We start from the raw sequence: 23,486 nt of genomic DNA on the forward strand, positions 1-23,486 counted from the left end.
AAAACCGCGTGGCACTTTTGCGGAACCTGCTCATCAGTTGGTGCTTTCCTGCCAGACGCCCTTGGCCTTCAGCCCGTCGGCGACTTCCTTAGGCATGTAGCGCTCGTCGTGCTTGGCCAGCACGCTGTCGGCGACAAAGACGCCGTCCGGGCCGAACGCGCCCTCGGTGATGACGCCCTGCTCCTCGCGGAAGAGGTCGGGCAGGATGCCGGTATAGGTGACCTTGACCGACTTCAGCTTGTCGGTGACCGAGAAGACAACGGTGGCGCCCTGGCCGCGCGCGACGGTTCCCTTCTCGACAAGGCCGCCGAGGCGAATGCGCTGCCCGGGCGGCACGCTCGCGGTGGCAAGATCGGCCGGCATGTAGAAATAGGAAGCCTTCTGGCCGAGCGCGTAGAAGGTGAGGCCGGCGGCGGCGCCGAGAAAGGCCAGCCCGGCAAGGATCACCGACAATCGCTTCTGTTTGCGCGTCATTCCTCTACTCCGTCGCCGTCACGCCGAGGGAGGCGGCGAAGGCGGTGAATTTCCTGGCCTGCTCGCTGCCGGCGCCAAAGACGGCGACGGCACGGCCGAGCGCGTCGCGCGCCTGGTCGGCCTTGCCAAGCACGACATAGGAACGAATGAGCCGCATCCATCCTTCCTCGTCACGCGGATTCTGCTTCAATTTGTCGTCGAGGCCGGCAACCATGGTCTCGATCATCGCCTGCCGGTCCTGCGGCGCCATCTGCTGGGCCGCTTCGACCTGCTGCGCATCCGGGCCATTGGTCGTGGTGCCGGCCGCGTCCGCAGGCGCCACCGCTTCGGCCAGCGCCTGCTGGACAGCGTTGCGCCATGGCGAATCCGGCGCCAGCTGGCCGAGCATCTTCTGCCAGGCCGCGATTGCTTCGGTCTTCTTGCCCTCCTGGGCAAGGCCGACCGCCAGGTAGAAACTCGCCTTGGCGTTGGCCGGATCGAGCTTCAGCGCCGCCTCGAAGGCCTCTTGGGCGTCGGCCGAGACGATGCCGCCGGCCGCACTGGCGATCGCCTCGCCCAGCCCCGCCCGGCGAGCAGCGCTGTCGCCGTCGAGCCGGATGGCGTTGCGATAGGCGGTTACCGCGTCCGCATAGCGCTGCAGGCGCAGATAGACCGGCGCCAGCACGTCCCAGCCCTTGCCGTCCTGCGGATTGGCGGCAAGATGCGCCTCCGCCCGGGCAACGAGCTCATCGACGGAGGAATCGGCCGGGTTCTTGGCGAGGCGTTCGGCCAGCGGCTGCGAAGGCAGGTCGGGCGAGCCGAGCACGCCGTAGAGCCCCCAGCTCAGCAGCGGCACGGCAAGCACCGCCGCGCTGGCGACCAGCCTGGCGCCGCGCGCTGGGCTGGCGGTTGCGGCGCCCGGTTCGGCGGCCGCGCCGAGGCGCAGGATGCGGCGGCCGATCTCGGCGCGCGCCTCTTGCGCTTCGCCCGGCTGGATCAGGCCACGCGCCATGTCGCGGTCGAGCTCGGAAAGCTGGTCGCGGTAGACTTCGAGGTCATGATCGCCTGCCGGCGACGCGCCTCGCAAGCCGCCGGTGAGCGGCAAAAGCACCGCCAGGCTGGCGCCCAGCGTGAGGATTGCGGCTATGACCCAGAACAGCATGGCTCTTCCAATAAAGGCAGAGCCCTGCCCTGCCAACACGCATGTCCTGCGACGCTTTGGCGGCAGATCGACCGTCTGACCTTGATCGACGTCAATCCCGCCGACTTGTCAGCTCAGCGGCGTCCAGCTGCCGTCGGTGTTGCGACAAGCGGTGCCGCGCGCGGTGACGCCCGCGCCGTTGGTATAAACGGTATGGGTGTACTGGCGGCAATCCTGCGAGCCGACCCGGTAAGGCTGGGCGGCGACGACCTCGCCATAGCGGGTCGAGTTGTCGCTCTTCCACGTCACCTTCTGGCCGCTGGTGTTGTATTCCAGCGCCTTGTACTCCGCCTCCAGCCCCTTGCGCTTTTCGCCATCGCTCAGGCCCGAGCCGATCGATCCGCCGATCAGCCCGCCATTCATGGCCGAAACGATGCTGGTCGACACCTTGCCGCCGGACGGCGGCGTGGACACGGGCGTGGCCGGAGAGGTGGGACCACCCCTACCCAGCGTCGTGCATCCGGAAACGGCGAGCAGGACGGAAACGAGCGCGACGCGAATCTTCATGCCAGCAATCGGTTCTCTTGAGCGAGATGGACGTCTTGATGGACTTCGTGACTGGGAATGATCGGGGGCCGCGCCATCGAGATGGTGGCCATAGTATTGATATTTGTCGGAAATTTGGCCGCGCCCGGCCGCCCGAAAATCGATAAAGAACATTATTGGAGGCTCCGCAATCTTACCACCACCTTCAAGCCGCCCATGCCGGACCGTTCCAGCGCCAAGGCGCCTCCATACTCGTTGACGAGGTCAGCGACAATGGCAAGGCCAAGCCCCGTCCCCGGCTTCGTCTCGTCCAGTCTCTTGCCACGCTTCAACACGTCCCGCGCGCTGTCTTCGGGAATTCCCGGACCGTCATCCTCTATAACGATTTCAAACAGGTTGATGTTTCCCGGCACGGCGGCGACAGACACCATCGCGGCGCTCTTTGCCCATTTCACGGCATTATCCAGCAGATTTCCGAGTAATTCCTCCAGATCCTCGCGCTCACCGGCAAAGACGATCTCGATCGGCGGCAGCGACAGCGTAAGCCTGGTTTGCGGGTTGAGCTTCCGCAGCACGCGCACCATGCGCTCGACCAGCGGCGAAACCGGGGTGCGGAAGACGACGCTGTCGCGCTGGGCGGCAACACGGGCGCGCTGCAGGTAATGGTCGACCTGCTTCTGCATCGAGGCAGCCTGTTCGGCGATAAGCTGGCCCTTCGGCCCACCGAGCGCGCGGCCTTCGTTGATCAGCACGGCAAGCGGCGTCTTCAGCGAATGGGCGAGATTGCCGACCTGCGTGCGCGAGCGCTCGACGATGCGCCTGTTGTTCTCGATCAGCGCGTTGGTCTCGTTGGCCAGAGGCTCGATCTCGGCCGGAAAGCTGCCGTCGAGCCGCTGCGCGGTGCCTTCACGGACCATCGCCAGCGCATTGCGCACGCGGCGCAAGGGCTGCAAACCCAAAAGGATGGCGATGGCATTGATGGCGATCATGCCGATACCGAACAGCGACAGGTAGGTAAGCAGGCGGCGCTGGAAGCTGCCGATCTCCTGCTCCAGCTCGCTGTGATTGCCCATGACGCGGAAACGCGCGGCGCGGTTCTTGGCATCGAGCACGAACTCGCTCTCGAAGACTTCCAATTGCTCGCCCTTTATGCCTGCCATCGAATAGCTGCGCTGGAAGTTCGAGTTGAAGGGCACGTCGGCGACGGTCGGCGACAGGATCGAGGTCGTCATCGAGGAGGAGTGAATTTCGCCATGGACGCCCTCGGAAGCCGGCTCGACCGACCAGTACCAGCCCGAGTTCGGCTCGGAAAAGCGCAAGTCGCCCAGATCGGGCGTGCCGGTCAGCGCGCCATTGTCGGAAATGCCGACTGAGCCGATCAGGTTGAACAGATGCGCCGACAGCAAGCTGTCGAAGCCGCGCTCGCTGGCCTGGCGGTAGAGCGTGGTGATCAGGGTGAAGATGACGACCAGCGTCAGGATCGCCCAGATGGTGGAAAAGGCGATGACGCGGAAGGTCAGCGAGCGCGGCCAGAACCGCAGCCGCGAAAGCCGCGTCGTCATGGTTGGCTGCAGCGGTTCCGCGTCACGCCTCCGGTTCACGCATGCGATAGCCCATGCCGCGTACGGTTTCGATCATGTCGATGCCCATCTTCTTGCGAAGCCGGCCGACGAACACCTCGATGGTGTTGGAATCACGGTCGAAATCTTGGTCGTAGAGATGCTCGACCAGTTCGGTGCGCGACACCACCTCGCCCATATGGTGCATCAGATAGGCGAGCAGCCGGAACTCGTGCGAGGTGAGCTTCAGCGGCACGCCGTTGACATCGGCCTTGGAGGCCTTGGTGTCCAGGCGCAGCGGCCCGCAAGTCAGCTCCGACGAGGCGTGACCGGCGGCTCGGCGGATCAGCGCCCTGACTCTCGCCAGAACCTCCTCGATGTGAAACGGCTTTGTCACGTAATCGTCGGCGCCGGCATCGATGCCGGACACCTTGTCGCTCCAGCGGTCGCGCGCGGTGAGGATCAGCACCGGCATCTTGCGGCCATTGCGGCGCCAGCGCTCGACGACGCTGATACCGTCCATCTGCGGCAGGCCGATGTCGAGCACGACGGCGTCGTAAGGCTCGGTATCGCCGAGAAAGTGCCCTTCCTCGCCATCATAGGCGCGGTCGACGACGTAGCCGGCGTCGACCAGCGCATCGGCCAGCTGCCGGTTGAGATCCTTGTCATCCTCGACGACGAGCACGCGCATGATTTCCAAGCCTGTTGAGGGTAAAGCTATAGGCCGATTCCGATGGCCTGGGAATCGCGAGCGTCAGCCTGCCGGAACCACGATCTCCGAGCGGCGCGGACGCTGGCCATCCTTACCGGGCACCAGCACGACGATGACGCAGACCTGCTGGCCGCCTCGGTTGGCCTGGGATGCCTTGGCCAAGGTGCCGCCATTCTGCTCCGCCACCTGCTGGCCGATCGCATAGCAGTCGCCTGCGGCCAGCACGATCGCCTGATCGACCGACGGCTCCATGACCGGCACGGCTGTCGCCTGCGACGCAAAGAGGCCGGCTGCTGCAAGCGCCAGCCCTGCTGTCCGGAGATGGGGACCAAGGTTTTTCATGATCACGGTTCTAACGCATGTGTGCTGAACATGAAATGAACGGTGAGTGACCCGAAACCCATGCCCGCCATACCCCCCTTTAACGCGAGACGAATGAATGTGATCCTGCCGCCTGGCTCCCTCAAGCCGGGCAGCGAATCATAACCGGAAAATCGATGCTCCGGCTACGCTTTTCGGATACGGGGAATGCCCGGTTCGGCAGCCTCCGGTGATCACCAATGGCCATTTCCGTCGAACGAAGCAGGGAGACCCTTTTAATGTCGCTCGAACTCATCAATCCACATGATCTGCCAATCCCAGAGATGTACACGCAGGTTGTCGTCGCGACGGGATCCAAGCTGGTATTCGTTTCAGGTCAGCAGCCCGAAGACATACACGGCAAGCTCGTTGGGCATGGAGATTTTTGCGCACAAGCGCGCCTGGCGTTCGGCAATCTCGGCCGAGCGCTCAGTGCGGCAGGTGCGCGACCTGAGCAGGTCTGCAAAATCACAATCTACATCGTCGATTATAAGCGCGATGAACACGTGCCTATCCTCGAAGAGGCGCAGATTTCGCTGTTTGGAGATCACAAACCAGCGAATGTGGTGGTCGGGGTAGCGATAATGTCCCCAGGCTACCTTATAGAAGTCGATGCGATAGCGGTCATTTGACCCTGTCGTCAGAAGCTAGTTCTCGAAAAGTCGGAGGGCACCGTGGCGGACCATCAGCTCACCCATGTCTACCGGGGCTACATCGCGTGCCTGAACGACCAGGATTGGGACAATCTCGGCCGATTCGTCGGAGATGCCGTGCAATATAATGGCGAGACGATCGGGCTGGAGGGGTACCGGGGCATGCTGGAAAGCGATTTCACAGCAATCCCCGATCTGCGTTTCAATATCGAGTTCCTCGTTTGCGAGCCGCCACGGGTGGCGGTCCGCCTGCATTTCGACTGCCATCCCAAGGGCGTGCTGTTCGGCCTGCCGGTCCACGGTAAGCGTGTCACCTTTGCCGAAAACGTCTTCTACGAATTCCGGGATGGCCGTATCCGCGAGGTCTGGTCGGTCATCGACAAGGCCGCAATCCAGGCGCAGCTTTGACTCTTTGTTGGAGCATGATCTTTTCCGAAAACCGGTTCCCGCTTTTCGGGATCATGCTCGGTCAGGCACTTTCCTGCGTCAGCGCGCGAAAACGCAGCAGCCCATGGTGGACGGCCAGGTCCTCGTCGTAGCGGGCCTCGGCGAATTCCAGCGACAGGCGCGTCTGGGCACGCGAGCCTATGGAAAAAGCCGCGCTGTCGAGGCGTGTGCGGATACTGTCCATGATCAGGCGCGTTTCGGCTTCCCCTTGCGTCTTCGACCAGACATGGAAGGTGACGAGCTGATCATTGTCGTTGTCGGCGCCGGTTTCCAGATTGAAAGCGCTGGTGCGGCCATAGGTGACGTGCGGAAAAGCCGCCTTGTCGTTCGCGCGCTCGAGCAGCCCGGTGCCGCCGAGCAGCGCCGAGAGCGAGCGATCGCTCTTCAACCTCAGGAACAAGGCTTGCATCAAATCCCCAGGCGCCGTCATTTCCCGTCCATTGCCAACAAACCACCTTCAAGCTGCCGCGCCCGGTCACGAGACCTCAGCGATCAGCCACTCTCAGGACACCGTCTACATCTGTCGGGTAGCGCGCGGCAACCAAAAGACGCCGTGATCCCATTCAGGCGAAATCGGCGGCGGTCAGCACATATATGCTCTTGCGCGTGCGGGCGTAGGCCTTGCTGGCGACGTCATGAATTGGGCCGGAAGCCGAGTCGAAGGCCGCCAGATAGGTGGCTTCGGCGGTCGCCGTTCCCGCTGGCGCATTGGAAATGGCATCGGCGGCGACAGAGAAGGAAATCTGGAACATGCCGTCATGACCGACGAAGCGAATTCGTCTGCCGGCCTCGTCATAGCTGCGGCTACGGTTTGGAAATGTAAGGCTCATGACTTCGCTCCCTTCGGTACCGCGACGGCTTTCTTGACTGCCGCCCGCTTCTTCTTCGGGGTCGGGTTCAAGGCTTCCGCCACCCGGTCGGCCTCTTCCTTGGCCAGTCGCAGCTCCCTGAGCCTTGCCGTCTTGATCTCCCTGGCTTTCGCCTCGGATACGTAATCGGCGGTCGCCTTGCTGCGCTCGGCCGTCTTCTTCTGTTTGTCCATGAAACGGGCCTCAGCTTTTTCCATGATAGTCTGATTGCCTTCGGCCATCGCTTAGACCTCCTTCGTGCCTGAAATTGTGGAATCGAACTTACGCGTTAAATAGTCACTTTCGCCTTGAAATTCAATTTTTTGAAATATTTAGGCGCTTCCCGACATTTCGAAACCAGATAGCGGCATAATACTTTTCAATATTTAATTTTGAGCACGAATAATTTTTGGCACTCCTATCTATCGAGTGCCAACGGGTCTATAAGAGCGGCAGCGGCCGGCTATGACGGCCCCAGAAAGAAGCTCCCATGAAATTCCGGCCACTCCACGACCGCGTCGTCATCCGGCGCGCGGAAGGCGATATCAAATCCAAGGGCGGCATCATCATTCCCGACAATGCCAAGGAAAAGCCGCAGCAAGGCGAAGTCATCGCCGTTGGGCCTGGCGCACGCGACGAAAACGGCGCGCTCGTGCCGCTCGACGTCAAGGCCGGCGACTTGATCCTGTTCGGCAAATGGTCGGGCACAGAGGTCAAGATCGATGGCGAGGACCTGCTGATCATGAAGGAAGCCGACATCATGGGTGTCATCGACAAAGGCGAGGCAGCCACCGGGAAGACTGTCGCCACCAAGACTGTCGCCGCCAAGACCGCGGCCGCCAAGAAGGCTGCCTGATCAGCGCCGCGTGTCCTTCGGGACGCGCAAGGACGCTGCAGGCCTTTACAGACAACGGCGCTGCGCGTTCCGCGCGGCGACTGATCCACTCCAAATACGAACTGGATGAAAACCATGTCCGCCAAGGAAATCAAATTCTCCACCGATGCCCGCGACCGCATGCTGCGCGGCGTCGAGCTCCTCAACAACGCGGTCAAGGTGACGCTTGGCCCCAAGGGCCGCAACGTGATCATCGACAAAGCCTATGGCGCGCCGCGCGTCACCAAGGACGGCGTCACCGTCGCCAAGGAAATCGAACTCACCGACAAGTTCGAGAACATGGGCGCGCAGATGGTGCGCGAAGTGGCCTCGAAGACCAACGACCTTGCCGGTGACGGCACCACCACGGCAACCGTGCTCGCCGCCTCGATCCTGCGCGAAGGCGCCAAGCTGGTCGCCGCCGGCATGAACCCGATGGATTTGAAGCGCGGCATCGACCAGGCCGTCGCGGCCGTCGTCGTCGAGATCAAGGCGAAGGCCAAGAAGGTCAAGTCGTCGGCCGAGATCGCCCAGGTCGGCACCATCGCCGCCAATGGCGACGCAACCGTCGGCGAGATGATCGCCAAGGCGATGGACAAGGTCGGCAATGACGGCGTCATCACTGTCGAGGAAGCCAAGACCGCCGAAACCGAACTCGACGTCGTCGAAGGCATGCAGTTCGATCGCGGCTATCTCAGCCCGTATTTCGTCACCAATGCCGACAAGATGCGCGTCGAGCTGGAAGAGCCCTACATCCTCATCCACGAGAAGAAGCTCGGCAATCTGCAGGCGATGCTGCCGATCCTCGAAGCGGTGGTGCAGGGCGGCCGGCCGCTGCTGATCATCTCGGAGGACGTCGAAGGCGAGGCGCTTGCCACGCTGGTGGTCAACAAATTGCGCGGCGGCCTCAAGGTCGCGGCCGTCAAGGCGCCCGGCTTCGGCGATCGCCGCAAGGCGATGCTGGAAGACATTGCGGTGCTGACATCGGGCCAGATGATTTCCGAAGATCTCGGCATCAAGCTCGAGAACGTCACCCTCGAGATGCTCGGCCGCGCCAAGCGCGTGCTGATCGAGAAGGACACCACCACGATCATCGACGGCGCCGGCACCAAAGCGACCATCCAGGCGCGCATCGCCCAGATCAAGGGGCAGATCGAGGAAACGACCTCCGACTACGACAAGGAAAAGCTGCAGGAGCGGCTGGCGAAACTGGCCGGCGGCGTTGCCGTCATCCGCGTCGGCGGCGCCACCGAATCGGAAGTCAAGGAAAAGAAGGACCGCATCGACGACGCGCTGAACGCGACGCGCGCGGCGGTCGAGGAAGGCATCGTGCCCGGCGGTGGCGTGGCACTTCTGCGCGCCAGGTCGGCACTTGCCGGTTTGAACGGCGCCAATGACGACGTGACCGCGGGCATTTCGATCGTGCTCAGGGCCCTCGAAGCGCCGATCCGCCAGATCGCCGAGAATTCCGGTGTGGAAGGCTCGATCGTCGTCGGCAAGCTCTCCGACAGCAAGGACCACAATCAGGGCTTCGATGCCCAGAACGAGGTCTATGTCGACATGATCAAGGCCGGCATTGTCGATCCGGCGAAAGTGGTGCGCACGGCCCTGCAGGATGCCGGCTCGATCGCTGCCCTCTTGATCACCGCCGAAGCGATGATCACCGACATCCCGGCCAAGGATGCAGCACCCGCGGGCGCTGGCGGCGGCATGGGCGGCTACTGAACCACCGGCTAAGATGCCCGCCCTAGAAAGCCGGACGGGCATAACCGGAACAATGGCTGCCGGGGGTTCCCGGCGCGCCCCAAGGATTTCCGTCAGTCAGAAAGACCAGTCAGCAACGACAGGGAGATCGACAAATGATCACGTTCGGGCCGAAGCCAAATGGCGTTCCGCAGACCAAGCCGGCCGAAGAAAGCCCCTTCGACCGCATCCGCAGGATTGCTGCCGACAAGCACAAACTGACTGATACTGGTAAAATACGCCAGGACCCGCAAAAGGCGGGCGACAAGCGCCCGATGTAATGCGTCACGAGACCGGTGCCGCGCCGCCCTCTTCGGTGCGCCTGGCGATGAACTCGTCGAGAACACCGGCGGTGGCGGCCGCGGATGGCGGCGCCTTGAAATCGGCAAGGATGCGTTTCCAGACGCCGGTGGCGCGTTCCGTGGCGCTCTTCGAACCACTTTGCGTCCAGTTGCCGAAATTCGACCAGTCGGCCACCAGCGGCTCGTAGAAGGCGGTTCGATAGCGCGCCATCGTGTGGCCGGCCGAGAAGAAATGGCCGCCCGGCTGCACCTCGGCGATGGCTTCGAAGCCGATCGCATCTTCATCCCCAGGAGTGACAGCGCAGAATTCGGCGACGGTCTGCAGCGCCTCGATATCGGTGATCAGCTTCTCGTAGGAGACGCTCAAGCCGCCTTCCAGCCAGCCGGCGGCGTGGATGCAGACGGTGGCGCCGGCAAGCACCGAACCCCACAGCGCGAACTGCGTCTCGTGCGCTGCCTGCACATCGGAGATGTTGGCGGCGCTGCCGCCGCCGGAACGCCAGGGCAGGCCGGTGAAGCGCGCCAGCTGGCCGGCGCCAAGCGTCGCCTTGACGTGTTCGGGCGTGCCGAAGGCCGGCGCGCCGGACTTCATGTCGACATTGGAGGAGAACGAGCCGTACACCACCGGCGCGCCTGGACGCACGATCTGGGCCAGGGCCAATCCAGCCAGCGCCTCGGCATGCTGCAAGGTCAGCGCCCCGGCGACGGTGATCGGCGCCATGGCGCCGGCCAGGCAGAAGGGCGTGATGATCGAGACCTGGCCCGCTTTGGCGAAGTCGATGATGCCTTGCGCCATCGGGATATCGAGCTGGCGCGGCGAGTTGGTGTTGATGACCGTGTAGCAATAGGCGCCGTTGCGGAACTCGTCTTGCGACAGGCCGCGCGCCAGGCGGATCATCTCGAAACTGTCGTCCACCTGCGGTGTGCCGCGCGCGAAGACGAAGGGAAATTTATCCGACAGCGTCAGCTGCGCCCGGTTGGCGGCATAGTGGCGGAAGCGGGTGTCGATATCCTGCGGCTCGACGGAAGGACAAAGCATGTGCAGCACGTCGAAATGCTGCACCAGCTTGGTCAGTTCCTCGAAGGCGGCGAACGTGCCTGGACGCCGGCCGCGTTCGAGATCGGTGACATTGGGCGCGCCGGCCCCAGCAAGGAACGTCATGGAGCCGAGTTCGAGCGTCAGGTCGCGCAGGCCGGCGCCGGCGCGGGCATGAATGGAGCGCGGCGCCGAGGCAAGGGCGGCCTCGACGATGTCGCGGCCGATCTTCACCATCTGGCTGTCCTCGTCGACCAGCGCGCCGGCCCTCGCGTAGATCGCACGCGCCTCGGGCAGGAGCACCTTAATGCCGAGTTCCTCCAGCACGCGTAGCGCCGTTTCGTGAATGGCGGCGACCTGATCTTGTGAAAAGATCGGCTGCGGCAGGAACGGGTTTTTCAGCGCGCGGTAATTCGGATGGCGGCTCGACTCCGAGCCTGCCTCGCCGGTGCGTCCCCGCCGGCGTTCGCGCCTCACATCGCGTGCGGCCTCGTCAACCATGGTCGTCCCTCCTGGGAACGGGATGACTTTTCTTCGAAACGTCATCCCGTTCCATCTTATCCTCTTGTTTGAGCATGATCTTTTCCGAAAACCGGTTTCCACTTTTCGGGATCATGCTCATTGCCGCATCGCCTTGCCTTGCGCGTCATAGGGCGAGGCCGGAATAACGCGCGCCGACCGCTCGACCCCGACAATGTGGACGGAAAGCTCCGTACCCTCCCCTGTGAATTCGTCGTCGAGCAACGCCAGGGCGACACTCCGGCCGATCGTATAGCCGTAGCCGCCCGAGGTGACGAAACCGACGCGCCGGCCTTGATGCCAGATCGGCTCGAAGCCGCTGGCGTCGGCATCGACAGCATCGATCTCCAGCGTCGCGATCCGCCGCCGGGCACCCGCCTCGCGCTCTTTCAGCGCCGCCTCACGGCCGATGAAGTCGCCCTTGTCGAAGGCGATGAAGCGGTCGAGCCCGGTCTGGCCGGGCGTGTAGCCCTGGGTGAATTCGCGCGACCAGATGCCGAAACTCTTTTCCAGCCGCAGCGCGTTCAGCGCGTAATAACCGATCTCGGCCAAGCCAAGATCGTCGCCGGCCGCGAGCAGGGTTTCGCGCAAGGTCGAATGCATGGTGGCGGAACAGTTGATCTCGAAGCCAAGCTCGCCGGCTATGGAGAGCCGCGCGACGCGGGCCCGCACCATGCCGATATCGAATTCGCCGCAGGCCATGAACGGCAAGGCTTTGGCCGAGACGTCCCGGTGCGTGGTGCGTTCGATGATCGTCCTGGCGTTGGGGCCGGTGACGAGGAAGCCGGACATCGCATCGGAGATATCGGTGACCGTCACGCCGTCGGCCATATGGGTTTCGAACCAGCGCATATGGAATTCGCGCAGGTAGTATGAACCCATGATCCAGTATTCGCCGCCGCCCCAGTTGATAAGGGTGAGATCGCCCTTCAGGCGCCCGTCGACCCCGAGCATCGGCGCCAGCTTCGCGCGTCCGGGCTTCGGCAAGCCGCAGGCGAGCAGCCGGTCGAGCCAGGCCTCGGCGCCGGGGCCGGACACGGCGTAGCGCGAGAACGCGGTGGTATCGACCAGCCCGGCGGCGCGGCGGACCTGCCGGACTTCGTCGCCGACGATGTCGAAAGCGTTGGAGCGCTTCAGCGTCGTCTCCTCGCGGAACCCCATCGGCGCGAAATAGGCCGGGATCTCCAGCCCCCAGGAAGCGGTCCACTCGGCGCCGGCGGCGGTCATGCCGTCATAGGCGCCGGGCCGCTTCAGCGGCCGGCCTGCCGGCAGCCGCTCGTTGGGGAAGGTCATGACGAAGCGGCGGGCGTAGAACTGGCGCGTGGTTTGTCCGAGATATTCCCGGTTGGCGGCGAAGGCGCCGTAGCGGGCGATGTCCATGCCGAAGATGTCGGCCTGCGGCTCGCCGTAGATCATCCATTCGGCCAGCGACTTGCCGACGCCGCCGCCCTGGCTGAAGCCGGCCATGACGCCGCAGGCGACCCAGTAATTCTTCAGGCCGCGCACCGGGCCGACCAGCGGATTGCCGTCCGGCGTGAAAGTGAAGGCGCCGTTGACCCATTTGCGGATGCCGGCATTGGCCAGGCACGGAAAGCGCTCATAGGCCTTCGACAGCTCCGGGCTGATGCGATCGATATCCTCGGGGATCAATTCGATGCCGTAATCCCAGGGCGCGCCGTCCATGTTCCAGTGTTTCGGGTTCTGCTCGTAGACGCCGAGCAGCACGCCCTTTCGTTCCTGCCGCAGGTAGGAGAAACCGTCGAGATCGACGGCAAGGCCAAGTTCCTTGTCGAGCGCTGCCACCTCCGGGATGTCCTCGGTGACGAAGTAATGGTGCTCCATCGGCGTCACCGGCAGGTCGACGCCGGCCATCTTTCCGACCTGCTTGGCCCACAGGCCGCCGGCATTGACGACGTGCTCGGCGACGATCGTGCCCTTTTCGGTGACGACATCCCAACCGCCATCGGCACGCGCTTTCAGCTCGACGACGCGGTTGCGCAAGATGACATCGGCGCCGCGTTTCCTGGCGGCGCCGGCATAGGCATGCGTGGTGCCATAGGGGTCGAGATGGCCCTCGTTGGAATCGTAGAGGCCGCCGAGCACGCCGTTGACATCGACGATCGGGCAGATTTCCTTGATTTCTTCCGGCGTCACCAGCCGCGCGGTCTCGATGCCGACCGACTGGAACACCGCCCAGGCCGATTTCAGCCATTCCCAGCGTTGCGGGTCGCTCGCCATGTTGACGCCGCCGGTCATGTGCAGGCCGGCATTCTGGCCGGACTCGGCCTCGATCTCGCGGTAGAGTTTTATCGTGTAGTCCTGAAGTGCTGCGACGTTGGGATCGGCGTTGAGCGCATGAAAGCCGGCGGCCGCATGCCACGTCGAGCCCGCCGTCAGTTCGGCGCGCTCGATGAGCGCGACGTCGCTCCAGCCGAACCGCGTCAGGTGATAGAGCACCGAGGCGCCGACCACGCCACCCCCGATAACGACAGCGCGATAGTGTGACTTCACGAGCCTCTCCCTCTCGTTGGAGGCTCGCACCATACAGTTCCTGTACATATGTGTCTAGACACTTGTGTACGGAGCGCTTGCACGCCGCTTCGCGCCATGCCACTTGTGACGTCATGACCGCCTCACAGGCCGAAGCGCCCGGCAACATCAAGGTGACCCGCGCGGACTGGATCGACATCGCGTTGAAGACGCTGATTGCCGAGGGCATCGAAAGCGTGCGCATCCTGTCGCTCGGCCAGAAGCTCGGCGTGTCGCGCTCGAGCTTCTACTGGTATTTCGAAAGCCGGCAGGACCTGTTGGAGCAGTTGCTCAACCATTGGCACGACACCAACACCAACGCGATCGTCGAACGTGCGCTGCGCCCGGCTGAAACCATCATCATGGGCGTCATGAACGTCTTCGAATGCTGGGCAGACGAGCGCCTGTTCGATCCCCGGCTCGATTTTGCCGTCCGCGAATGGGCGCGGCGTTCGGACGACGTGCGACGCATGATCGACCGGGCCGACGACGAGCGCCTGCTGGCCATCCGCGACATGTACCGCCGCCACGGTTATGACGGCGAGGACGCCTTCATCCGGGCCCGCGTGCTCTATTACATGCAGATCGGCTACTATGTGCTCGACCTCAAGGAACCGGTCGAGGCGCGCGTCAGCCATCTCGCCGCCTATCTGCGCTCCTTCACCGGCCTCGAGCCCAGCGAGGCGGATGTAGCGCATTTCATGCGCTTCATCGCCGCCAGGTGACATCATTGGCCGTTCACGGCCGTGGCAATCCCGATCAACAACTCTTGTGGTGTGGCTTCGCCGCCCTTGTGAGCGGGCTCGAAATGGATGAATAGTCGCTCGAGACGGTCCTGAAACGCCCGTGGAGGCAGCCGGGGACGTCCAGGGTGGAATTCCGCAATGGCAAGTCCTTCGAAACCACGCAAGAGAAGAGGCCGGATCGCTTCTGCGCTGCTCGCCGTCGACGCGTGGCTCGATTCAACGCTCTATGAGATCAGCTTCAAAGCGCGCGAATTCTGGGAAGCTGCGACCATCTTTTCGCGCCGTTTCCGCCTGCATGGCTGGCGCCGCGCCATCGTCGAGGTGCTGAGCGAAGGTTTCACAATGGGCGCCGGCGGTTTCGTGGTGCTGCTCGCACTCGCCATGCCGGCGTTCGATATCACCACCGGCGACTGGCGCAACCAGGGGGACTTCGCCGTCACCTTCCTCGACCGCTACGGCAACGAGATCGGCCAGCGCGGCATCATCCAGCGCGATTCCGTGCCGGTCGACGAGATGCCCGACATCGTCATCAAGGCGGTGCTGGCGACCGAGGACCGGCGCTTCTTCGACCATTACGGCATCGATGTGCTCGGCCTGTCGCGGGCCATCTTCGAGAATGTGCGCGCCAATTCCGTGGTCCAGGGCGGCTCCAGCATCACCCAGCAGCTCGCCAAGAACCTGTTTCTGTCGAATGAGCGCACCTTCGAGCGCAAGATCAAGGAAGCGTTCCTGTCGCTGTGGCTGGAGGCCAATCTCTCCAAGAAGGAGATCCTGCAGCTCTATCTCGACCGCGCCTATATGGGCGGCGGCACCTTCGGCATCGAAGCGGCGGCGGACTTCTATTTCGGCAAGAGCGTGAAGGATTTGAACCTTGCCGAGGCGGCGATGCTGGCCGGCCTGTTCAAGGCGCCGACCAAATACGCCCCGCACATCAACCTGCCGGCCGCTCGCGCCCGCGCCAACGTCGTGCTTTCCAACCTGGTCGATTCCGGTTTCATGACCGAAGGCCAGGTGCTGCAGGCGCGCCTGCACCCGGCCGATGTCGTCGACCGCGGCGAGCAGAAGAGCCCCGACTATTTCCTCGACTGGGCCTTCGACGAGGTCAAGAAGATCGCCAAGCCGGGCCAGCATTCGCTGGTCGCCCACACCACGTTCGACGCCAACATCCAGAAGGCCGCGGAAGAGTCGGTCGAGTTCCACCTTCGCCAGTTCGGCAAGGAATACAACGTCACCGAGGGCGCGGTGGTGGTGATCGAGACCAATGGCGCGGTGCGCGCCATCGTCGGCGGCCGCGACTATGGCGCCAGCCAGTTCAACCGCGCCACCAAGGCGCTGCGTCAGGCCGGCTCGTCGTTCAAACCCTACGTCTACGCAACGGCGATGGAGCATGGTTTCACGCCGAATACGATCATTTCCGGCGGGCCGATCAGCTGGGGCAACTGGTCGCCGCACAATTACAACGGCGAATCGGCGGGCAACATCCCGCTGATCGTGGCGATGGCCAAATCGATCAACACGGTGCCGGTGCGGCTGGCCAAGGACCATCTGGGTATCGGGCCGATCAAGGCGATGGCGGAGTCGTTCGGCGTCGAATCGCCGCTGGAAGCGCACAAGACCATGGTGCTCGGCACATCGGGCATGACGGTGATGGACCAGGCGACAGGTTACAGCGTGTTTGCCCAGAACGGCTTCGTCGGCTCCCGTCATGGCATCACGCAGCTCGTCACGCGCACCGGCGACGTCGTCTATGACTGGACCAAGGACGCGCCGCCGCCGCATCGCGTGCTGTCCGAGCAGGCGTTGAAGTCGATGAACACGATGCTTGCCGCCGTGCCGGTGATGGGCACGGCCAGGCGCGCGCAGATCCCGAACATCGTGGTTGCCGGCAAGACCGGCACGACGCAATCCTACCGCGATGCCTGGTTCGTCGGCTTCACCGGCAATTACACGGCAGCCGTGTGGCTCGGCAATGACGACTTCACCCCGACCCGCAACATGACCGGCGGCACGCTGCCGGCAATGGTCTGGCAGCGGCTGATGGTCTACGCGCACCAGAACATCGACCTGAAGCCGATCCCCGGCATCGATCATCCGTTCGTCGACCCCGAGGTTGCGGCAAAGGCGGAAGAGGCGGCGAAGAAAGAGGCCGACGCCGCGGCCGCGCAAGAAGCGGCCGAACGGCCGCCGGTGCTTTCGGCCCGCACCACGCAGACGCTACGGGACATGACAAAGGTGTTCCAAGCGGCACCGATGCTTGACGCCGCGGCGCCACCGGAGACACTGTCGGCGCTCTAACGCGTGTCGCCCAAAAAGTGACGACGCGCATCAAGGTCTTTGTTTTGATGCATGTCGTTGCCCCGGAACCGCTGCACACTTCTGGGCGACGTGCATTAGGCCGGCAAGCCGGCTTGCCACGGCACCCCGCGCCGCGATATCCCGAGCAACCTTCTTCTGTTTCCGGCCTTCATGCTCAAGACCGCCCTCCTCACGCTCATCTCGCTTGCCATAGCCATCGGCCTTGGCGGCTACAGCGTATGGTACGCGCTCAATGCGCAGGACGGCGTCGGCGCCATCCGTATCGGGCAATGGACAGCCTTTCCGGATGTGGGCTCGCTGGCCGCCGACCCCTATTCGAAGGCGCGTGTGGCGCGCGAGGGTGTCCTGGCGCTCGGCCGGGCCGAAGGGCTTGCCTTCGTCGCCGAGCGCGACGAGGCCGGCGAGCCGTTGAAGCGCGAATGCGCCTATACGATCGAAGGCAGCTATCCGACCGCCCGGTTCTGGACGCTCTATGCGGCCGATCAGTCGCTCGGCGTCATTGGTACCGGCAAGCCAAGGCAGGCCGCCTTGCAATCCTACGAGGTGCTGCGCCAGGCCGACAATGCGGTCGTCATTTCCGTCGGCAACCGCCCCGCCCCCGGCAACTGGCTCATCACCAACGGCTTCGGCAAGATGTATTTCGTGCTCACCTTCTACGACACGCCGATCGCTTCGAGCACCGGCCTGTCCGACGTGACGCTGCCGCGCATCCTGAAGGCGGGCTGCAATGCGTAGGCTGCTGCACGCACTCATCCTCGGACTGCTCGGCGCCGGCATCGTGCACATCGCCGTGCTGTTTTTGGTGCCGGAATTTTCCGAGCGCGATGCCTGGTCGCGGCTGGCGATGGCCTCGGACCTCTACAGGATGACCCGGCTGGACGCCGAAGCCGGCGGCGCGCCGGTGGTGAAGTCCGTCGATCCGATGTTTTATGCCGCCGCCTGCCGGTTCGACCTTGCCGACGGGCTGGTGCGGATCAAGGCGCCGGGCGACGTGCCGTTCTGGTCGGCCTCGGTCTACGACCGCAACGGCCACAACATCTATTCCTTCAACGACCACAACGCCAATGGCGAGAAGCTCGATACGGTGGTGCTGACGCCGGCGCAGATGATCGACGTGCGGCGCGATCTGCCGGAGGATCTGCAGGGCGCGATCTTCGTCGAGGCGCCGATCGAGGAAGGCATATTCGTTGTGCGCGCCTTCGTTCCGGACGAAAGCTGGAAGCCGATCGTGTCACGCTTCCTCGAGCAGAGCGCCTGCGAATTACAGGATTACTGATCCCAAAAAGAAGGCGAGCCGATCAGTGATGCGGCGTGGAAGGTGGCGGCGAGCCCGGCTTGTCCGCACCGCTGCCGCTAGGCTGGGCTTCGCTGGTATGCGGGCGCAGCTCATAGCGGACGCCGGGGAAAATGATGACCGCCGCCGCCGTGGTGGTGTCGTGACTTGCCCGATTTACTGGTGCCGCGCGCGGCACAAATGACAGGACCATGCCCATGGTTCGCGCATTCCTCTCTCGGTTTTCCCGGAGCACAACGCAACGCCTCCAATATTCATTAAGGAACCTAGAGGGTTAACGGAGCGCTAACGGATCGCGGCTAATTTGATGTTTGTTTTTCCTGGAGACGCGAAACCGGCCAGCCGGATTGAGCGGTTCGGGATTGTGTCGAGTGTCGGGCGTATCCTCCGTGTCATCTTCGGATTTCAGGCAAATCGCTATCCGGACCGAGGCTGGAAAAGCTGAAAGGCTGTTCCGCGCCGCCGTGTCGGCATTCTGCTGCCTGACGCGCCCCTCACGCCGCGAGATCGCCCAGCTCGAGGATCTGACGCTGCCGCTGTTCGACGACGTCTCGGTCGAGTCCCGCCGCTATGTCGCGGCGGCTCTGTCCGAATGCGAATACGCGCCGACCGCCCTGGTGCGACGGCTGGCGGAAGAGCCGGTCGAGATCGCAGCACCCCTGCTCACCCGCTCGAAGGCGTTGAGCGACATCGACCTGATCGCGCTGATCGGCCGCCACGGGCTGCCGCATGCGCGCGCGATCGCGCGCCGCAAGCAGCTCAACCCGACCATCGCCGACCTGATCCGGGTGCTGGAGAAGCCGACACTTGTGCGCACCAAGCCGCCGGAGACGGTCGCCAAGCTGCAACCGGCCAAGCCGAAGCCCGCCGCGAAGCCGGAGCCCACGGCAACGGTCGAGCAAACCCGTCCGGCGCCGGGCGAAGCGGCCGACAATGCACGGCGCCGGCTGCGTTCGATGATGCGGCCGGCCGAAGACGGCGCCGCCATCAACAGGTTCCTTGGCCAGCCGGCCTTTGTGAAGTTGCGCGAGACGGCGCTGACCGGCAACGCCGCCTTCTTCCAGACGGCTCTTGCCGACACTCTGGAAATCGACTTCGCGACGGCACGCTCGGTAACCGAGCAGTCAAGCTACGCCGGTCTGCTTGCGGCGCTGAGAGCGCTCGACCTCAGCGAGGACAGGGCCTTTCTGATCGCGGTCGCCGTCTATCCCGGCGAGTTCCCGCACCCGCAGGCGATCCGGCTGTTCCTCGACCGGTACCGGCTGCTGCATCATGAGGCGGCGCAGGAGAAGGTGCGGGCCTGGAAGGCCGAGACCCTGGCGCGGGCGATCCGCAGCAAGGCATCCAGCACGGCCGACGCCGAACGCGAGGCCTCGAATAGCGACAGCGCGACCGCTAGCCTCAAGGCGTCCTGACCGGTTTAGTCGCTCGCCACGGTAAGCAGTTCCTCGACCGGAACGGTGCCAGCCTCGATCTCGACCACCCAGATGTCGGGATCGAATTTCTTTTCCCGCTCCAGCCGCGAGTCGAAGGCCGCGCCATCCTCGCTGGTATCGAGAAGCGTGAAAAAACGGTCGTCCGGCTTGGCGGAATCGTAGCTGGTCTGGGGAGCCGGGCCGTAAAGAGCGACCTCGCCCGACCGGCCGCGCGACAAAACGAAAACCGCGCCCGCCTCGGTGGCGCCGCGCTTGACCACGGCGGCGAAACCGCCGGCGCCGAAGACGCGGCGCACAAGGGCCGAAACCCAGAGATCGGTGGTCACGCGCATGGGAAGGTTCCGGACGGCATCTCCGGTCCTTACAGCATCGACAAGGGGACCGGAATGGCCGGCGGCAACGAGCGCTAGTTCGTCAGCCCGATCTGGCGCATCTTGACGTAGACGGCCTCGTCCGGCTCGCCGGTCTCGGGCAGGCCGAACAGGGCCTGGAATTCCTTGATCGCGGACTTGGTGCGGGCGCCGACCTTCCCGTCGAGCTGCATGTCGTCATTGCCGAAGGCCTTGAGGCCGGCCTGGATCTTGACGATGCGGGCGTCGGGCGACTGGGTCGCGCCATCGGCGGGAGCGGAGACCGCATTGATCGCCGGCTTGGCGGATGCGGTAACAGTGGCGTCGGCCGGCCGTGGCGCCGGATGCGGGATGGCGGCCGTCGTCTGCCTGGCGCCGAGCTGGTCGAGCAGCGCGTTGTCGATCTCGCCCGAACCCGGCAAGCCGACCTTGAGCTGATAGGCCTGGATCGCCTTGCGGGTTGCCGGCCCGGTAAGGCCATCGACGGTGCCGTCGTAGAAACTGAGGTCCTTCAGGATGCCTTGCACCTGCTGGACGACCGGATCCGGCTTGACGGTGGGCTGCGCCGGCGCCTGGCGTACGATGTTGATGGTGGTTTCGGGTTCGTCCGACACCGTGTGCGGAAAATTCTCGATGCTGCGGGTGGCGAAGAACGCGCCCGCATGCGGAAAGGGCTGATACCACAGCGCGTTGGCCGAGACGTAGAACAGCGTCACCAGGAAAGCGGTCGAGCCGCCGACCAGAACCGGATTGCTGGCGATCATCTGCCCGACAGCGACCGCGCCCTCGGCAAGGACGCCGCGCTCGGGTTCGACCACCTTAGGCCGTTTTGCGGAGCGAGCCATTTCTCTCCCCATCTGTGTCCCCCTTCGGCTTCGTAGCAGGCATGGCCAGCACGCCGACCGGTGCGCCGGAGCGCCGCTTGGGCCCGTTCACCGGCAGGCCGATCGTCACCGTGGTGCCCTCGCCCGGCGCGCTCTCGATCGACATCGTGCCCTCGTGCAGCGCCACCAACCCCTTGACCAGCGACAGTCCAAGCCCGGTTCCCTCGAAACGGCGGGTGTAGTCGTTCTGGATCTGCATGAATGGCTTGCCGAGATTGGCGAAATCCTCCTCGGCGATGCCGATGCCGGTATCGCTCACCCAGAAATGCAGCCTCGAGCCGACGCGCTTGGCGCCGATCACGACGCTGCCGCCGTCGGGGGTGAACTTGACCGCGTTGGAGACAAGATTGATCAGGATCTGCTGCACGGCGCGGCGGTCGGCGTTGATCTCGCCGGTATCGGCCGCGATCTGCGTGGCAAGCACGATGCTCTTTGCGTCGGCCAGCGGGCGCATCATCGAGCGGCACATGTCGACCGCCTCGACGAAGCGGAACGGCTCCAGCTCGGTCGCGTAAGCGCCTGCCTCGATGCGCGAGACATCGAGGATCGAGGTGACGACCGACAGCAGATGCTGGCCGGATTCCCGCACCAGGCCGACATATTCCTTCTGGCGCGGATCCTTGAAGCCGCCGAACATCTCATGCAGCAGCATGTCGGAAAAACCGATGATGGCGTTGAGCGGCGTGCGCAGTTCGTGGCTGACCACCGCTAGGAACCGGCCCTTGGCCACTTCGGCGGCGGCAGCCGCATCCCTGGCTTGCGTAAGCTCATCGCGCAGTGCCGCGACATCGTCATTTTCGCGCAGGACGAGGGTCACGACGTCGCGATCCAGTTCGCCGCGCATCAGGTCCAGACTGAAAGGCCGGAAATTGTCGGCGTTGCCGGCGTTCTCGCGCGGCAGGCGGATACGCAGATCGAGACGGCGCTTCGGCGCGCCCTCGCGCATATCGGCCAAAGCGGTGAGATAGGCGACGCGGTCGGAAAGATGGACGCGGTCGAACAGGCCCGTGCCGAGCAGAAGCTCCGGCGCCAGTTTGAGCAGCGAACGCGCCTTGACTGAGGCGTCCAGCACCTCGCCCTGCAGGCTGACGCGCAGCACGACCGCGTCGATGACATCCTCGAGGCGATCGCTGGAAACCTCTGCCGGACGGCGCACCATCATATTGGTCAAGGCGGCGGCGCGCGGCAGAAGCGTCAATGCCCAGCCGAGCGGCAGCAGCCAGTGCCATGTCGCGACGCCGGTCGAACCGAGCGGCAGGACCTCGCCGGCAAAGGGCTGCACCAGAATGGCTGCAAGTGCTGCGAGCGCGCCGGACAAGACAGCGCGCCGCGATCCGGCGATCCACCAGGCCTCGACAGGCAAGGCGATGGCAAGCAACGCGACCGGCGAGGCCAACCCGCCCGCCGCCGCGATGGCTCCGGCCAGCGCCACGCCGCCCAGCACGATCGCCACCCGGCCGGCGAACGTCACATGGCCGGTCGCCGCGACCAGAAGTGCTGCAAACCAGCAGAGGCCGAAAGCGGCGAAGATGGCGGCGACCGTGACGGCCGCGCCCAGGCTCGAGGTGACCAGCGTGACCGCGGCGCCCGCGGCAAGGAAGGGGGCGGCCAGCATGACGCCGATGAAGCGGCGTTGGCGCAAGCGCTCGGCCTCACCCGTGACAGTCGGGTGAACCATGCGCTCGCAGCCGGCGGCGACCGCGCCAGGCAATTGAACGTATCTGGCCGTAATCGAACTCAACGCACGCGTACCCGGTCGTGAAAACGCCCTGCTTCGCAGGTGACTCATTAATTGGCTTGAAACTCGCATCCAGCGTTTAAGGAATGGATAAGGCTAACCAGCTCAACGCCCCGCCCCCGCCAAATATTGTCGCGCCGGCCCGCCAATGCACGCCGAGTTGGCGGCATGGTAAACGGCGGGTTAGCCGCAAGCCTGTGCCGAGATGGGTCAGAGACGAACGCCGGCTATCCCAGCTTTCTTGAAAAATCATTCAATAACAGTGGGATATATGGTTATCATAAAGTTAATGCAGTCGATGAGACTTGAGGCAAACCGAAACCAAAACCCGTTCCTTTCCAATTTGCCTAAAATTTGAGGAAAATTCGCGGCTTCCGCGCAAGCCGTCCTTTGCGCGGCCGTGCCATTATCGTGCCCATAAAAGAGGTCATGCCGGTGGATGCATGATCCATTGCGGATGGATGCATATCCGTCCCAGATGAGAGGCAAGTAAGATGGGCTTTCTGATCAGGATGGCTTTCTGGTTTTCGCTGGTGCTTCTGGCGCTGCCGCTCGGGGTCGGCCCCGGCGAGGACGGCCAGCAGAGCGTCGGACCGCTCCAGGCACTGTTTGCGGCACGCGAAGCGGTGGGCGACATCGCCGGCCTGTGCGAGCGCAAGCCCGACGTCTGCGAGACCGGCAAATCAGCCATGTACACCATTACCGTTCGCGCCAAGGAAACGGCCAAGATCGCCGCCGCCATGATCGACGACAAGTCCGAGCAGGCAGGCGCGGTCGAGACGAAGGTTGCCGATATGGCCAAGATGACCACCGGCAGCGTCGCCGTCGAGGACATCGTGCTGCCCGCCAAGGTCAACATCCCGGTGCTGTTGACCGCCAAGAACTAAGACGTTTCCAGCCACTCACTTGGCTCTTTGGTTTTGGCGCAATTCCGGACGGAAAACCGCTAGGCACTTTTCCTGGAATTGCTCTACGCCGCGGGCCCGTCCGACCTCTCGAC

General features: G+C 64.0%; 26 protein-coding genes. 11 read left to right on the forward strand and 15 right to left on the reverse strand.

Going from position 1 to position 23,486, the window contains the following annotated elements; all coding sequences use genetic code 11:
• Positions 1–33 precede the first annotated feature (33 nt).
• The 6 genes from ccmE to AB6802_RS26155 form a co-directional block, all read right to left on the reverse strand.
• Positions 34–474: a cytochrome c maturation protein CcmE gene (ccmE, locus tag AB6802_RS26130; RefSeq protein WP_371013086.1), complete on the reverse strand. Its 441-nt coding sequence runs from the start codon at positions 472–474 to the stop codon at positions 34–36.
• 4 nt (positions 475–478) lie between these two features.
• A complete protein-coding gene (gene ccmI / locus AB6802_RS26135; RefSeq protein WP_371013087.1) occupies positions 479–1,615 on the reverse strand; it encodes a c-type cytochrome biogenesis protein CcmI in 1,137 nt (378 codons plus the stop codon).
• Positions 1,616–1,723: 108 nt separating this feature from the next.
• On the reverse strand, positions 1,724–2,161 hold the full coding sequence (locus AB6802_RS26140; protein ID WP_371013088.1) for a hypothetical protein: 438 nt from the start codon (positions 2,159–2,161) through the stop codon (positions 1,724–1,726).
• A gap of 152 nt (positions 2,162–2,313) precedes the next feature.
• Complete coding sequence (locus tag AB6802_RS26145) at positions 2,314–3,702, reverse strand: ATP-binding protein (RefSeq protein WP_371013089.1); 1,389 nt, start codon at positions 3,700–3,702, stop codon at positions 2,314–2,316.
• Positions 3,703–3,724: 22 nt separating this feature from the next.
• The gene (locus AB6802_RS26150; protein WP_371013090.1) at positions 3,725–4,390 is read right to left on the reverse strand and encodes a response regulator transcription factor; all 666 of its coding nucleotides are present in this window, start codon (positions 4,388–4,390) and stop codon (positions 3,725–3,727) included.
• A gap of 63 nt (positions 4,391–4,453) precedes the next feature.
• Positions 4,454–4,753, reverse strand: a complete 300-nt coding sequence (locus AB6802_RS26155) for a hypothetical protein (RefSeq protein ID WP_371013091.1) — start codon at positions 4,751–4,753, stop codon at positions 4,454–4,456.
• 257 nt (positions 4,754–5,010) lie between these two features.
• Between AB6802_RS26155 and AB6802_RS26160 the strand changes: the two genes are divergently transcribed.
• Together AB6802_RS26160 and AB6802_RS26165 are read left to right on the forward strand one after the other, a co-directional pair.
• Positions 5,011–5,403, forward strand: a complete 393-nt coding sequence (locus AB6802_RS26160) for a RidA family protein (protein WP_371013092.1) — start codon at positions 5,011–5,013, stop codon at positions 5,401–5,403.
• A gap of 42 nt (positions 5,404–5,445) precedes the next feature.
• Positions 5,446–5,832, forward strand: a complete 387-nt coding sequence (locus AB6802_RS26165) for an ester cyclase (RefSeq protein WP_371013093.1) — start codon at positions 5,446–5,448, stop codon at positions 5,830–5,832.
• A gap of 61 nt (positions 5,833–5,893) precedes the next feature.
• Here the strand turns inward: AB6802_RS26165 and AB6802_RS26170 are convergent, their stop codons facing one another.
• The 3 genes from AB6802_RS26170 to AB6802_RS26180 form a co-directional block, all read right to left on the reverse strand.
• On the reverse strand, positions 5,894–6,280 hold the full coding sequence (locus AB6802_RS26170) for a DUF3168 domain-containing protein (protein WP_371013094.1): 387 nt from the start codon (positions 6,278–6,280) through the stop codon (positions 5,894–5,896).
• A 154-nt stretch (positions 6,281–6,434) separates the two neighbouring features.
• Positions 6,435–6,701 (reverse strand): DUF1488 domain-containing protein, encoded by a 267-nt coding sequence (locus AB6802_RS26175; protein ID WP_371013095.1) that lies wholly within the window; start codon positions 6,699–6,701, stop codon positions 6,435–6,437.
• Entirely contained in the window at positions 6,698–6,961 is a 264-nt protein-coding gene (locus AB6802_RS26180; protein WP_371013096.1) for a hypothetical protein, read from the reverse strand. Before AB6802_RS26180 ends, AB6802_RS26175 begins: the two co-directional genes overlap by 4 nt.
• A 248-nt stretch (positions 6,962–7,209) precedes the next feature.
• On the opposite strand from AB6802_RS26180, the gene groES reads away from it, so the two are divergent.
• From groES to AB6802_RS26195, 3 genes are all read left to right on the forward strand, one after another.
• Positions 7,210–7,575 (forward strand): co-chaperone GroES, encoded by a 366-nt coding sequence (gene groES, locus AB6802_RS26185; protein WP_371013097.1) that lies wholly within the window; start codon positions 7,210–7,212, stop codon positions 7,573–7,575.
• 114 nt (positions 7,576–7,689) lie between these two features.
• Positions 7,690–9,318 (forward strand): chaperonin GroEL, encoded by a 1,629-nt coding sequence (groL, locus tag AB6802_RS26190; protein ID WP_371013098.1) that lies wholly within the window; start codon positions 7,690–7,692, stop codon positions 9,316–9,318.
• A 134-nt stretch (positions 9,319–9,452) separates the two neighbouring features.
• A complete protein-coding gene (locus AB6802_RS26195) occupies positions 9,453–9,617 on the forward strand; it encodes a hypothetical protein (protein ID WP_371013099.1) in 165 nt (54 codons plus the stop codon).
• A gap of 4 nt (positions 9,618–9,621) precedes the next feature.
• On the opposite strand, the gene AB6802_RS26200 is transcribed toward AB6802_RS26195, so the two are convergent.
• Together AB6802_RS26200 and AB6802_RS26205 are read right to left on the reverse strand one after the other, a co-directional pair.
• Positions 9,622–11,175, reverse strand: coding sequence for a trimethylamine methyltransferase family protein (locus AB6802_RS26200; protein ID WP_371013100.1), 1,554 nt, complete (start codon positions 11,173–11,175; stop codon positions 9,622–9,624).
• 117 nt (positions 11,176–11,292) lie between these two features.
• Positions 11,293–13,704 (reverse strand): FAD-dependent oxidoreductase, encoded by a 2,412-nt coding sequence (locus AB6802_RS26205; RefSeq protein WP_371013101.1) that lies wholly within the window; start codon positions 13,702–13,704, stop codon positions 11,293–11,295.
• Positions 13,705–13,817: 113 nt separating this feature from the next.
• On the opposite strand from AB6802_RS26205, the gene AB6802_RS26210 reads away from it, so the two are divergent.
• From AB6802_RS26210 to AB6802_RS26225, 4 genes are all read left to right on the forward strand, one after another.
• Positions 13,818–14,447 (forward strand): TetR/AcrR family transcriptional regulator, encoded by a 630-nt coding sequence (locus AB6802_RS26210; RefSeq protein WP_371013102.1) that lies wholly within the window; start codon positions 13,818–13,820, stop codon positions 14,445–14,447.
• Between the two features lie 159 nt (positions 14,448–14,606).
• Positions 14,607–16,763 (forward strand): transglycosylase domain-containing protein, encoded by a 2,157-nt coding sequence (locus AB6802_RS26215; protein ID WP_371013103.1) that lies wholly within the window; start codon positions 14,607–14,609, stop codon positions 16,761–16,763.
• 171 nt (positions 16,764–16,934) lie between these two features.
• Positions 16,935–17,519, forward strand: a complete 585-nt coding sequence (locus AB6802_RS26220; RefSeq protein WP_371013104.1) for a DUF1214 domain-containing protein — start codon at positions 16,935–16,937, stop codon at positions 17,517–17,519.
• On the forward strand, positions 17,512–18,060 hold the full coding sequence (locus AB6802_RS26225) for a DUF1254 domain-containing protein (protein WP_371013105.1): 549 nt from the start codon (positions 17,512–17,514) through the stop codon (positions 18,058–18,060). The genes AB6802_RS26220 and AB6802_RS26225 overlap by 8 nt, the downstream gene beginning before the upstream one ends.
• Positions 18,061–18,082: 22 nt before the next feature.
• On the opposite strand, the gene AB6802_RS26230 is transcribed toward AB6802_RS26225, so the two are convergent.
• Positions 18,083–18,271: a hypothetical protein gene (locus AB6802_RS26230; RefSeq protein ID WP_371013106.1), complete on the reverse strand. Its 189-nt coding sequence runs from the start codon at positions 18,269–18,271 to the stop codon at positions 18,083–18,085.
• A 196-nt stretch (positions 18,272–18,467) separates the two neighbouring features.
• Here AB6802_RS26230 and AB6802_RS26235 point away from each other — a divergent pair, with 196 nt between their 5' ends.
• The gene (locus AB6802_RS26235; RefSeq protein ID WP_371013185.1) at positions 18,468–19,493 is read left to right on the forward strand and encodes a DUF2336 domain-containing protein; all 1,026 of its coding nucleotides are present in this window, start codon (positions 18,468–18,470) and stop codon (positions 19,491–19,493) included.
• A 5-nt stretch (positions 19,494–19,498) separates the two neighbouring features.
• Here the strand turns inward: AB6802_RS26235 and AB6802_RS26240 are convergent, their stop codons facing one another.
• The 3 genes from AB6802_RS26240 to AB6802_RS26250 all read right to left on the reverse strand — a co-directional run bounded on the left by AB6802_RS26240 (position 19,499) and on the right by AB6802_RS26250 (position 22,426).
• A complete protein-coding gene (locus tag AB6802_RS26240; protein WP_371013107.1) occupies positions 19,499–19,846 on the reverse strand; it encodes a DUF1491 family protein in 348 nt (115 codons plus the stop codon).
• 74 nt (positions 19,847–19,920) lie between these two features.
• Complete coding sequence (locus tag AB6802_RS26245; RefSeq protein WP_371013108.1) at positions 19,921–20,709, reverse strand: peptidoglycan-binding protein; 789 nt, start codon at positions 20,707–20,709, stop codon at positions 19,921–19,923.
• Entirely contained in the window at positions 20,684–22,426 is a 1,743-nt protein-coding gene (locus AB6802_RS26250) for a sensor histidine kinase (protein WP_371013109.1), read from the reverse strand. Before AB6802_RS26250 ends, AB6802_RS26245 begins: the two co-directional genes overlap by 26 nt.
• A gap of 554 nt (positions 22,427–22,980) precedes the next feature.
• On the opposite strand from AB6802_RS26250, the gene AB6802_RS26255 reads away from it, so the two are divergent.
• On the forward strand, positions 22,981–23,373 hold the full coding sequence (locus AB6802_RS26255; protein ID WP_371013110.1) for a DUF5330 domain-containing protein: 393 nt from the start codon (positions 22,981–22,983) through the stop codon (positions 23,371–23,373).
• Positions 23,374–23,486: the final 113 nt, after the last annotated feature.

Source organism: Mesorhizobium sp. RCC_202, from assembly GCF_041355295.1.
Taxonomy (GTDB): domain Bacteria; phylum Pseudomonadota; class Alphaproteobacteria; order Rhizobiales; family Rhizobiaceae; genus Mesorhizobium.